General features: G+C 47.4%; 15 protein-coding genes and 1 pseudogene. All 16 read left to right on the plus strand.

Features of this window, described 5'->3' with window-relative positions; translation table 11 throughout:
* A pseudogene (locus tag JCM11216_RS13420) lies at positions 1-261 on the plus strand (hypothetical protein); the annotation flags it as partial.
* A gap of 128 nt (positions 262-389) precedes the next feature.
* Complete coding sequence (locus JCM11216_RS13425) at positions 390-734, plus strand: hypothetical protein (RefSeq protein WP_054854523.1); 345 nt, start codon at positions 390-392, stop codon at positions 732-734.
* Positions 731-1,240, plus strand: a complete 510-nt coding sequence (locus JCM11216_RS13430; RefSeq protein WP_243676394.1) for a hypothetical protein — start codon at positions 731-733, stop codon at positions 1,238-1,240. The genes JCM11216_RS13425 and JCM11216_RS13430 overlap by 4 nt, the downstream gene beginning before the upstream one ends.
* A gap of 35 nt (positions 1,241-1,275) precedes the next feature.
* A complete protein-coding gene (locus tag JCM11216_RS13435; protein ID WP_054854524.1) occupies positions 1,276-3,375 on the plus strand; it encodes a DUF87 domain-containing protein in 2,100 nt (699 codons plus the stop codon).
* 85 nt (positions 3,376-3,460) lie between these two features.
* On the plus strand, positions 3,461-3,733 hold the full coding sequence (locus JCM11216_RS13440; protein ID WP_243676395.1) for a hypothetical protein: 273 nt from the start codon (positions 3,461-3,463) through the stop codon (positions 3,731-3,733).
* An 829-nt stretch (positions 3,734-4,562) separates the two neighbouring features.
* Positions 4,563-4,835 carry a hypothetical protein gene (locus JCM11216_RS20100; protein WP_243676396.1) on the plus strand — a complete coding sequence of 91 codons (273 nt, stop codon included), beginning with the start codon at positions 4,563-4,565 and terminating at the stop codon, positions 4,833-4,835.
* Entirely contained in the window at positions 4,760-5,104 is a 345-nt protein-coding gene (locus JCM11216_RS13445; protein ID WP_054854526.1) for a hypothetical protein, read from the plus strand. The genes JCM11216_RS20100 and JCM11216_RS13445 overlap by 76 nt, the downstream gene beginning before the upstream one ends.
* Positions 5,101-5,421 (plus strand): hypothetical protein, encoded by a 321-nt coding sequence (locus JCM11216_RS13450; RefSeq protein WP_054854527.1) that lies wholly within the window; start codon positions 5,101-5,103, stop codon positions 5,419-5,421. Before JCM11216_RS13445 ends, JCM11216_RS13450 begins: the two co-directional genes overlap by 4 nt.
* Positions 5,343-6,701, plus strand: coding sequence for a hypothetical protein (locus JCM11216_RS13455; RefSeq protein ID WP_243676397.1), 1,359 nt, complete (start codon positions 5,343-5,345; stop codon positions 6,699-6,701). Before JCM11216_RS13450 ends, JCM11216_RS13455 begins: the two co-directional genes overlap by 79 nt.
* Positions 6,702-6,718: 17 nt before the next feature.
* Positions 6,719-7,453 carry a hypothetical protein gene (locus tag JCM11216_RS13460; protein ID WP_054854529.1) on the plus strand — a complete coding sequence of 245 codons (735 nt, stop codon included), beginning with the start codon at positions 6,719-6,721 and terminating at the stop codon, positions 7,451-7,453.
* Positions 7,437-7,586 (plus strand): hypothetical protein, encoded by a 150-nt coding sequence (locus tag JCM11216_RS20105; protein ID WP_243676398.1) that lies wholly within the window; start codon positions 7,437-7,439, stop codon positions 7,584-7,586. The genes JCM11216_RS13460 and JCM11216_RS20105 overlap by 17 nt, the downstream gene beginning before the upstream one ends.
* A gap of 4 nt (positions 7,587-7,590) precedes the next feature.
* A complete protein-coding gene (locus JCM11216_RS13465; RefSeq protein WP_054854530.1) occupies positions 7,591-8,154 on the plus strand; it encodes a hypothetical protein in 564 nt (187 codons plus the stop codon).
* 332 nt (positions 8,155-8,486) lie between these two features.
* The gene (locus JCM11216_RS20110; protein WP_243676399.1) at positions 8,487-8,660 is read left to right on the plus strand and encodes a hypothetical protein; all 174 of its coding nucleotides are present in this window, start codon (positions 8,487-8,489) and stop codon (positions 8,658-8,660) included.
* Positions 8,660-10,270 (plus strand): hypothetical protein, encoded by a 1,611-nt coding sequence (locus JCM11216_RS13470; RefSeq protein ID WP_054854531.1) that lies wholly within the window; start codon positions 8,660-8,662, stop codon positions 10,268-10,270. The genes JCM11216_RS20110 and JCM11216_RS13470 overlap by 1 nt, the downstream gene beginning before the upstream one ends.
* Positions 10,210-10,944 carry a hypothetical protein gene (locus tag JCM11216_RS13475; RefSeq protein WP_243676400.1) on the plus strand — a complete coding sequence of 245 codons (735 nt, stop codon included), beginning with the start codon at positions 10,210-10,212 and terminating at the stop codon, positions 10,942-10,944. Before JCM11216_RS13470 ends, JCM11216_RS13475 begins: the two co-directional genes overlap by 61 nt.
* A 56-nt stretch (positions 10,945-11,000) precedes the next feature.
* Positions 11,001-11,330 (plus strand): hypothetical protein (locus JCM11216_RS13480; RefSeq protein WP_243676401.1); only part of this gene is annotated, 330 nt, incomplete at its 3' end.

An 11,330-nucleotide genomic window follows, 5' to 3' on the forward strand; every position in this document is an offset into this window, starting at 1 on the left:
GCCTATAATCCGCAGTCCTCTGCGTACACGATACCCGCTGGTGTTTCTGTGGATGTTAACATAGGTAGTTGTGACCTATTCTTCACAGAGCATGAGCACATAGTCTATGACATAAACTGGGATGTCTGGGTTAACGCTAACGGCGCCATGAGCTCCAGCTCCTTTGGCGTATCAATCCCACCGCCAGCCTACTGGTACAATGAAAACGCCTGGACATCAACAAGCAATGGCTTCTACATAACTCAATACTGCCCCTGGTAATGAATCACCACACCCAAACCACGTGTCAAAACCACATCATTTTCCTTAATCCCCCCCTCCTTTTAAATCAATCAATAATCACTATTGATGAGCAGCCAAAACCCGGTGAGTAATTTCCTTAGGGGGGCTTGCTTGGTGGTAGGGATGATCAAGGCAAGGAATTGGGTGCCCAGCCCGTTGTTGATTCCTTGCCAACTCCTCCGCCGAGTCCTCAGTCTCAACCACTGCCTTTTATGCCCAGTGCTGGTCAGACCATTCTTGAGTCTGTTCTTGCTGAGATTGATAGGTTGTCGAGTATTGAGAGGGCTATCATCGTGACCAAGCTACTCAACAGTGATGAGCCTTTGAGACAAGTCAATCCAGGGGGGGATTGGGTCAAGTTGATTGAGGAGAGGGTTGGTAAGCCATACGCCGAGGCCTTCAGTAGGTGGCTTAGGGCTAGGTGCAACTGCGATGTTGGTGGTGATCAATGAGGTTGTTTAGGAGGGATGGCTTGCATCAAGTCGAGAGGGAGGTTAGGGAGTTGGGTAGTTTGAGGCTTAGGATGGCTAGGGTTAAGCCAATCAAAAGCGGTGATGGGGGGGAGTTAACGAGGTTCGTTAATTCATGGTCAATTAAATGCGTTGAGCCACTTAGGAATTACTGCCACTCAGTCCTTTCGAGGCTGGTTAGTTACTTCACGCCAGAATCAATCAATGAACTCTTAAGCGAGGTGTTGGTCCGTGGATTAAGCATTGAGGTTGCCCTGATACTACTCTCCCAATGTAACTTGATTCATTGCAATGAATACCTCATTAGGGATTACCTTGAGACTGGTAGGGTCGAAATTAACCAGTTAATGGGCATCCTAAGCTCGCAGGGCATTAAGATAAGCCAGAGGACCTTAGGGCCATTGTTAATGGTGATTACAGGGTTAATCGGGTTAAGGGCGATGGGTTTTCTTGGTTGCCTAGGTTTGTTAGGCTTCGCCGTTGATTAACCAGCCCCTTTTAAGGCTGTTAATCAATCAAATCGATGGTTAAAGTCGACTCCAAGGTGTATATCGCAATCCTGATTGGGATTGCATTAATGGGCATAGCATACAAGCTACTAATCCTACTCCTAATCCCAGCATTAATTTACAGGGACTTCAGGGAGTGGCTCATTGAGTCAATACTGAGCCTTGTCTACCCAAACCTGGCACCCAAACTCATTTTGGGCGGTGACTATGTTTTTGATGCCAAGAATGGCATCATGCATGTCTTCTACAAAGCCGAGCCAATGCTAGATATAAGCCGATTAACTGGCAGTCAGTACGTTGGCTTGTTTGATGAGTTGATTAGGAGGTTGAATCTAGGCACTAATGAGGCTGTTGCCTTCATTAGGCTTGGCGGTGACAGGTTCATTAGGCTATCTAGGGTTACAAGGAACGAGAATGAGCTTCCCGACCTCAGTAATTGGCTAATCGCCAGGGAGGGCTTGCTTAGGCAGTACTTCATGATCAAGCCCTTGAGTGGCGAGGATTTGAGGAGGCTAGTCGGCTTCCCAACAACGCCGAGCAAAACAAGGCTTGTGATCGCGTTGGCAATCCTAACCCTAGCCTCATACGTACTATTCAAGATCTACGGCTTAATAGTCATCGCCGTCATCTCGGCGGTCACGGTTAAGGCATTGAGCAATTACTCAGTGATCAAGGGTGGTCAGTTGAGCCTACTGAGGAGTAGGCTTGTCTCCACGAGCAAGGTCTACACGATGCCGAGTGATGACGACATTAGGGCAGTCGCCTCCGCAGTGGCTAACTACCTAAGCAACTACATGCTCGTGGTGTCTGGCAATCCAGAGTTTAGGGCTTTGGCATCGAGCAGGGTGGCTAGGGAGTACGAGAAATTAGTTGTCCAAGAGAGGGGGGGCAAGGCACTGCCGGCAGTGAGTAGGTGGCGTGTTGTTCTCGATAGGATTACTCAGAATGCCGAGGAGCCAATCAAGGCATTGATAGTTAGCGACAAGGAATTGCCAGATAGCAACATGGTGATGAGGAAATCAAGGAGCTTAATGCATTTGTGGGTTTTGCCTCAAATTGATGAGCTTAGCCACGACGTGGCGATTGTGCCTGTGTTCCACGGTGGCAAATTAATCAGCGAATCCTCGAGGGCCCGAGTAAGGCTTGGCCTGGATAGGGAGGGAAGTGAACTAATCATCGACCTAGACGCATTGCCAAGTGGGCACATGCTTGTCATCGGACCAACCGGGATGGGCAAGACATGGACAGTCTCGACAATCCTACACAGACTAATAAGTAGTGGGATTAAAGCCTTGATTCTAGACCCACACGGTGAGTACTTACGAATACAAGGCATTGAGCCAATTGATGTCACTAAGAAGTTCATCAATATTTTCGAGCTTGATGGTTTGACGGATGCGGAGAGGATTCATAGGCTAATCACTGAATTCTCAATACTAGGCATTGACGGTAGGGCACTACTGCCAGACTTGAAGTTGATCTACAGCAACGGCATTCACAGGGACTTCTTCAAGTCCATTGAATTTCTGAGGTCATCAACGGATGATGACTCAGTGGCGCTGGCACTTGATAGGTTGGTGAGTTACTTGAGGGACGCCGAGATTGTGCCTATTGAGGAGTTATTGAACAACAAGGCACTGCTGTTTAGCCAAGTTAGGGCTAGCCCGGACGTGATGGCTTTCTTAATGGGTGTTGTTGCTGACCACGTCTACTCGCATGTGATGAGTAGGGGGGGCATTGGTGAGCAGTTGAGGCAATTGCTGGTGATTGACGAGGCTTACTACGTGCTTAACAGCCCACTGGCTGAGTTGATGGTTAGGGGGGGCTTGAGGAAGTTTGGGCTTGGGACGATATTCGTAACTCAGACCTTAAGTGGTGTAAGCAGTGATGTTTTGCAGAACATACCCCCCCTGATTATTGTGCTTGGAGGAAACGATGCATACGTAGCCTCAATAAGTCAAGCACTGCAACTAACCAGTGAAGACATCAAGTGGTTGACAACCGCACTACCACCACACATGCAGGGATTAACCACAAAAGCCCTAATAACCACAGGACCAATAAAAAGACTAGGAGTAATAGAGCTAGAGCCATCAATAAAGGATCGGTCTTAGTAATTGTCTTGAGTAGTTTATTGCCCATGTTGAAGCCATCGATTTAGAAATATATTTCGCAGCGCATAAACATCCTCAGGTAGGTATGAGTAGGCGGAGAGTTAAGGATCCCATGGATGCCCTTATCTGGAATTTGCTCAATGAGTATGGCATTAATGGCCCAATGAGGATTACGTATTATAACTTTGCCAGAGAACTTATCGCCACGCTTAGGCGCAGATCCTCCACGAATACGTTAATGAATATTACTAAGAAATACCTAGAGGAATATGGTGCCGACTCAGAGGTGATGATGCGTATAGTCAAGGCGCTCAACAATTATTTGCAATTATCAAGTACCTACCTGAACTATGCGTGAAAAGTAAATTTAATAGGTCAATGAATGCAGGTATAGATGGAGGATCCTCCGAGACTGAGATAAGGTATCCTAAGGAATTGACTGATGAAAATAGGCTAGGTTGTTAAAGCTTACTTAGTTCATGAACCCACGTCATTACTCACGGAACCGCTTATGGAAAAACTAACCAATGATTTATCGTATATGTTATGTAATTTCATTAGGGCTATTGTTAAGGCAGGCGTAGTAAGCTAGTGAGTAAATGTGAAGATACTTAATGTCGGGGATGTTGAGAAGGAGTGCGAGGGGCTTTACTACCTCCTTTACGGCTTAAGCCTACTCCATAAACGTAAGTTCATTGTAAGGGAATATGAGTATAAAGCTCTCGGAACTGAAACTATCAATCAATGATGAGTGCCTTAATGGCAGGAACGTTAAAATAGCATAAAATGAGGAAATCATCAATTACGGAACTAAAAGGAGTTGTAGGACCCTCGATGGTAATGGTAGAGCCCTGTATTGGGCGTATAAGAAGTGCCAAAAGGCTTATGATTGCGAAAAGGCTGAGGTACAGGCGTATGTAGGCACGGACATTCAAAATTGCAATAATCGGTATAACGCACCTCATTCAGGGGGGGCTGAGGAATGACATAGCGAATAGATTTTTGTAAAAACTTGGCAATTGCAAAGAGCCCAGCATTAAGACCTTTCATATTAGCCGATTGCTTTAAATAATGATTATTTTATCTGCTGAATTTATTAATTTTGGAAAATAAAATAACTTAGGTTCGATAAATGAGTAATTCAATTGCTGAACAATCTAGGGACTGCAATACGCTGAAGAGGGAGGTTGAGGAGTTTATTGGTGGTTTTGACCTCGGGGAGCTCCATTAAGGAGGTGGTTAGGACTATTGGTGAGGGCTTGATCACTAGGTTGGTGGATTCGGTTGTTCCAGGTCTTGGGACTGCCGCTAGGGTGTTGATGGCGTTTGCATGGTCGTTGAGGGAAAGGTCTGAGGTCCGAAGGTTCATAAAATTCATGATTAAGTGGAGGGAGTTAAGTGGGGGGCTGGCTGTGAGTCGGTTAAGGCTGAGGTCGCCGGTAAGATTGCCAAGGACTTAGGACTGGGTGAGACTGAGGTCAGGAAGACCCTAGACTCACTGGCCGGGCTTAAGGACGAGGAACTTGAGGGGGGGTTAATCAATAGGCTGGTTGACGAAGTCAAGCAAATTAAGGATAGGGTTGAGACCCTCGAGGGCTTAGCCGGGATTTACAGGAAGCCCGAGGATTTGGGTATTGAGTTTAGGGGTGATGTGACTTACATAGTCTTTGGTAATGTTAGGTACCCATTCATCGACCAGGTAAGTTCGGGAAACTGGGTAGTGTGGTGAATGAGTTAGAGGGGGGGGTTGTTAAGGATGTTGTTGAGAGTGGTGGGCTCCTAATCATCTATGGTCCACACGGCATTGGTAAGAGCACGCTCGTGAGGTACGTACTGGCCAAGATACTTAGGGAGAGTGGGATAAAGGCTGTCATTGACCTGAACGGTAGGAGCAGTAGGGAGGTATCTGGAATCCTCGCCACAGCTGATGGGCTTAGATACACATTGCTCTACGACCATCGACGCCGATGGTTTATGAGGTTGGTGTTGTTCGTAAACCCAAGCACCATGTGCATCCTGGCATCATTAACATGGTTGAGGAGATGATCAACCAAGCCACGATAAAGACTGGCGAACTCCAATATAGAGTGCCGGTAATCATCATAATACCCAAGGCCATCTACGACTCACTCAGCGAGGAATTGAAGAGGAGTGTAAAGAGCATTGAATTGAACCTATCGAATGAGGAATTCCTAGCGGCTGTGATTAAGGCGTACTCAGGGTGTAGTGATGAGACCGCCTTGAGGAGTTTAGCCAGCGAGGTTTTGAAATTCAATGAGGGATACACGCTCATTGCTAGGCTTGTTGGTGAGGAGTTGAGGAGGAGCAACTGCTTGGTCTCTGACGCCCAGGCAATGCTTAAGAAGACCCATGGAGACGCATCGGCATTCCTAATCCACTGGATCAACGACTACCTCGGCATTTTTGAAAGAGGTAAACCAATACCAAACAGGATTAGGGCCCTAGCCGAGGTCTTAGCCGTCAGGGAGCCGTTCAAGGCTGATTTAAGCCCTGGCGATTACATAGCAACGCCATACTTCATGGATAGGCTGGTCTACTGGACTTCGAATAGCTCGGAGGGGTTAAGTGATGAGCAAGCCAATTGGCTGGTCGTAAAGCATGAGGATTTGCTTGAGGATGCAATAACGATGATCGTGAAGGCTACGAAGGAAACGAAGGCTACCGAACCTGAGTGCCCGAGTAAGGCGTTGGAACCATGGAGTGAGTACGGTAAGTTCAAGGGCGAGATTAATAACGTTAACGATGCGATCAAGTACATTAATGAGAGGTATAGCAAGGAATTAGGAGAGGAATTCAAGAACATAAGCAGTGATTGCTGGAACGCCCTAATACTGGTGCTTGGCTCAGCGTGGATTGCCTATTCACTTGAAGAGATCATTGAGTATTCTGAGGGTGTTACTGGTTTAATGCCCATTGTTAACTCGGCGTTAAAAGTCATCAGGAACGGTGATTGCAATGCGGTGAGGTTACTGATAATTAATAACAAAATGCCACTACTCACTTGGGAATTACTCTATGCGCCAGCTATGGGCTTAAGCAGCTTCGTGCTTGATGCACTGGCCGAGGGCAGGATTAACCATGTTAGGAATGCATTTAACGAATTCATTAATGCTGTCGAGGAGGGTAGGAAGAAGAATAGAGGGCTTTATCCAATTGAGGGTATTTACGCGTTTGGCTTAGCGGTTTTGACGGCATACGCAGACAAGAGAGGTATTAAGGAGTACGCGAGTGATGATGGCTTAAGGCCAAGGCACTTGAGGTCGCCACTTGGGCGATACAGCATATTACGAATCCAGTTTCGATAATTTATACAGTTGATTTAATGAGCAACCTAAGCGATTCATCCTTAAACGACTGGGCAGTAATTCTAGCTGCTGCAACTAATGCATTGATTGATAATAAAATTGATAATGAAAATGAACTAAGCGAGCTAAGTGAATTTATCGATGATTTATGGGCTAAGCGTAATAGACTTAATGACTGGGGGGGTAGAGCTTACCTAATCGATGCCATGGTAAATACGTTATGGGTGAAGAAATTTATCGAGCCCGAGCAGGTTTGCAAGATTTTTAAGGAAAAAATCCTAAATGCAATCAATGGAATTAGGAGTAATCCACTTAGGGTGTTGAGTAGCGCCATTGCCTACTCAAGACTTGCCTCCGTTGGGGGGGCTGATTGCGGTATTGACCTTAAGCAGGAGATCACTGAGTTAATTAAGACCCTCGAGGGTGCTGATCAAGCCGCTTGGCTAAGGGATGAGCAGCTCATAGAGTACTTAAGGCGTTACGGCCTTGTAAAGCCTGAGGATGCTTTAAGGAGACTCATAAATGAAGATTTATCACACCTCTACCACGCCATAGGCAAGTTAAGTGTTGATAATGCTGATTTAGACGATGCAATAGAGAACTTCGAGAAGGCTAGGAATGACAGTAAAGACCTTGAGGATTGGCCTAATTACATTATCTCATACGGCAAGCTCGTTAGGGCTAAGGTGCTTAGATCTAGCAGCATCGATGAGTTTATCAGAGTCGGTAAGGAGTTTGGGGGATGTTTTTAATGAGGCTCTGGATAATCTTGAGCCAAATGCGGCTGGATTAACGGCTCTTGCATCATCATTAGTCAGGTATTTGGTTTATCTAGCCATTGTGGGTGATAAGGCTAGGTTTACCGAGTTAATGGGGGAATTATGATTGGTTGCTTCAATACTTATCGCCGGATAATAAGGTAGTCACGATGTTATTCCTTAAATGGCTCGGCATGGACGTTGAGGCGCCAAAAGCCGAGGAGCTTATCAATGCAATAAGGAGTAGTCTCGATCCCATATTTCTGCCAGCGTTGAGGAGGGTTCTCGGCATTAATGTCGACTGCCGTAAGGAGTGCAGTAGATTGAGTAATGCTGAGATATGTAATATGGCATGCACGGCTGCGGATGGAGATAAGCACGCACTCAAAGAGCTCATAGAATTCATAAGAGGGATTAAGCCTGATTTAGCCGATGCATTGGCTAACTTCAGCCCTAGAGCCATTGTGCAGGCGTTGGCGCCAAAAAGCTCACTTGGAATGCTCGCACTAATCCTTAATGCATTGTTAAGTAATGACTATGAGTCAGCGAAGGCAATAGCGATAGTTGGAGAATACGCATCTAATGTGCGGATTCTTAAACAGTTGTTTGGTGATTTGCATAAGGCAATCGATGAGGGGGGGAATGTGGATGGTATTAAGCTTGCCCTGGCCAAGCTCTATTACTTGCAGGTTTAGTCTTTTTCCGTGGTTGTCGATTGCCGTATGGCTTGCCGAGTAATTGCTCGTGAGGAGACCGCCTAATTCATCAATGAACCCACGGCCCTTTGCCCACTGCTTAATTCGTAGTCTAACTCCACGATTACCTCCCATAGCTCGTCCAGCGCCTCTATGCCCAACTTACCAGCCTGATCATGCTACTAGCCTGTAGGCCCTATCGAGCAATCGCCTAATACTGCACCCACTCAACTCCTCAATAACCATCAACGGCGAGGTAAATAAACTATTTATAAGCCTTCTATCACGCATCAAGCCACCCCCCCTTATTAAATACATGCCTAAGCCGTTTGATGGATTTACTTGGTTACTCAATGGCCATTGAGGGTTTAATCGTGATTATCTACGGGCTAATTAAGGGTGGCATCGAGGTTAAGAGACTTGTGCTCGCAGGCTTCGCCCTTGTCCTCGCCTATTTTCTGCCGGGCATCCTCGGTATTGTCCCTCCTGGCTCTCCTGCTACCTAGTGCTTTACCGCGAGGTTGAGGGTTTGGTGAGGGGGGGTTGGTCAATTGTTTACTACGCAAGTGCCTACGCCGGTCTCGCCTGGGCAGTCGGCATGACGGTACTGAACGCCATTGCCGTGTTGTCAACGTTTGGGCTTGTCTCTGTGCCGATTCAGTACCTGAGTGTTCTTCAAAACCTTGGTTGGGTGATTGACCCAATCGCCGACTCAATATTCGCCGTTATGCATGTTGCCCAGGTGATGACTGCTGTGCTCCACACAATTGCTTACTTGGCTTGGTTCAGCTATGCAGTTGCGCCGCTGATAATCGCTATCGCGATTCCGTTGATGGTTGTGGATAGAACGAGGGCTTCTGGTGTGGCTTTATTTATCTTAACACTGACGATACTATTCACAACGAGTATTGCAGCCAAGGACGCGTTGATAACCACAAAGCTACAGCTAATGAACGAGACTGTAGCCCTAATGAATTGGTTAAGCCAAAATGCACCAAACACCACCCTAAGGGGGGGCTTCCTAGTCATGAACAGCCAATACCCATACCTAGTGAGTGGCGTTCTATACGGAATCAACTACACGGCGATTGGCAAATCAGTGGTGCCCATCGAGTACCCAGTCAGTGAATTCACCGCATTCACCAAGTCAGTGACTCCGGTGAACGCCTTTGGTGTTCCAGTGATTAAAAACGCCACATTCCTCTGGCTAGGCATTAGGCCGAGCATTAACTGCGTGTTGCTCACCTACATAGGCAATGAGAGCAATTACGAGCCATGCGACTCACGGCAATACCTAACAAGCAACACTACCTACGCCGAAGTAATCGAGTTTGGAAACCCACCATTCAATGTAGTAACGGCTTCACTGAATGGCTCAATCGTCTACACTGGAGCCTGGAAGTGGCTTAATCCGCCAAGCAAGTACTCAGTGCTTAATGGGAACAACACAGCAGTCATAAACTTCACCATTGATGTACCCCCGGAGCACTGCATCAACGTGACTGAGGCAAGGGCCCCCCCAACGCATGAGGTTTGCTACCCAGGCACAGCGAGTGCCGTGCTTTGGTTCTTCGCAAGCAATTCATTAATCAACATGCCAACCAGCGTTGGCAACTCAACGACGTGCCAATACACAACCTCACCAAGCAGCCTGTACAAAACCGTCGACATAGGGGGTGAGGAAAATGCGATTAAGGCATTAATCAACAAACTCAATGAGGAAATAAGCATTGGCAAGGACATAACTGGACTTGGCAGGAACTTAAGCTTGGCGTTGCCAAGCCCATCGCCAATCGGCTACAGTCAGGAGGAGGTAACGATGACATGCATTAATTACCTAAACGAGTCAGTGCCAGTCACTGGCTCAGTGACTGTTATTGGCAACATAAACAATCCGTGGTTTGGTTTAGACCCAATTGGCTTGTCTCCATCAACCTCATGGGTCATAAACTCAGTAGTCGTTGGTAGTAGTCAATTAATGAGTTTGTGGGGGGGCAGCTTCAACGGCTTGTTGATCGGCATTGGCTACTTCGTGCCAAGTGGCTGGCTGAGTCGGTGGCAGTCTTCGGGCTTTTGGACGCTGGCTTCTGGCTGGTCGGCTTCCCAACAATGTTAAGCCCAGCATGGGCCCTCCTCTCAAACGTCATTTATGACCTAAGCTTAATCCTCTACCTTAGGATTGCTGGTGTTGGTAGGGTTTTGGGTAGGTTGTTTAGGAGGGCTAGGTCATCGACAGCCTCAAAAATTAGGACTGCCAGGGAAAACATGGCATCTAGGGTTCATAGAAGCAGGAGGCTTGGTAGAGTCGTTAAGCCCATGATGGTTATTCACCATGAATTGGCTAAGTCAGTGATTACACTGAGCAATTCGCTTAGGATTAGGCACCCGGCCTGGAGGAGGTTAAGGCGCTACTTACCTGATTACCGAGACCCAAGCCCATTGGCTAGGCCGGTAAGTGCATTTATGGAGGACGCCAGCGCATACCTAGGGAGTAGAGCCACACTTTACAGTGAATCCGGTAGGCGTGGATTGGCTAGGCTGACAATCGCAGGTGCTGGCTTGGCAAGCTTCATCCTCGAGTACCCTAGGTTTAGGAGCCTTGGTGAGAGGGGGGGTAGGCTTCACGAGATCGTTAAGCTTAAGTTCAGAAGGGGGGGCGTCGAGGTTGACTTTAGGGCCTACAGCCACGGTGGTGAGGTCAGAAGCGACTCGCCAACCCACTTATTGACTAAGTCCTTGTCTAGGAGGTTGAGTGTCAAGGAGACTGTGAGGGCGTCTTCGGAACACTGAACATGCCAAAGCCCTTTGAAACGAAGGCAACCAAAGACCCGAGGCTCAGGGGCTTGATGGAGTCTTTGGTTAGTAAGTACTGGCTTGATGCGGGCAAGGGCTTGGTTTTGAAGAACTCGAGGCTTGACTCCGCAAGGCTCTTAGCCGTGGCGTTGACACCATACGTTAGGGATCTCCATAGGAGTGCCCAAGTGGGCATTAGGAGGCTGAGTGAGGCTAAGGAGGTGATTAGGGCATTGACTAGGGGAGAGGTGCATAGGCTCATCGAGCTTAGTCAATTAATGGGCGTTGATCATGAGAAAGCAAGGGAATCGCTGGACAAGGCCCTTGGCGGTAGGGCTAGGGCTTTACTAACCAAGCACATGAGGGATAGGCAGGTTAGGGAT

Origin of the sequence: Vulcanisaeta distributa JCM 11216 (genome assembly GCF_001315985.1) — an archaeon.
Lineage (GTDB): Archaea > Thermoproteota > Thermoprotei > Thermoproteales > Thermocladiaceae > Vulcanisaeta > Vulcanisaeta distributa_E.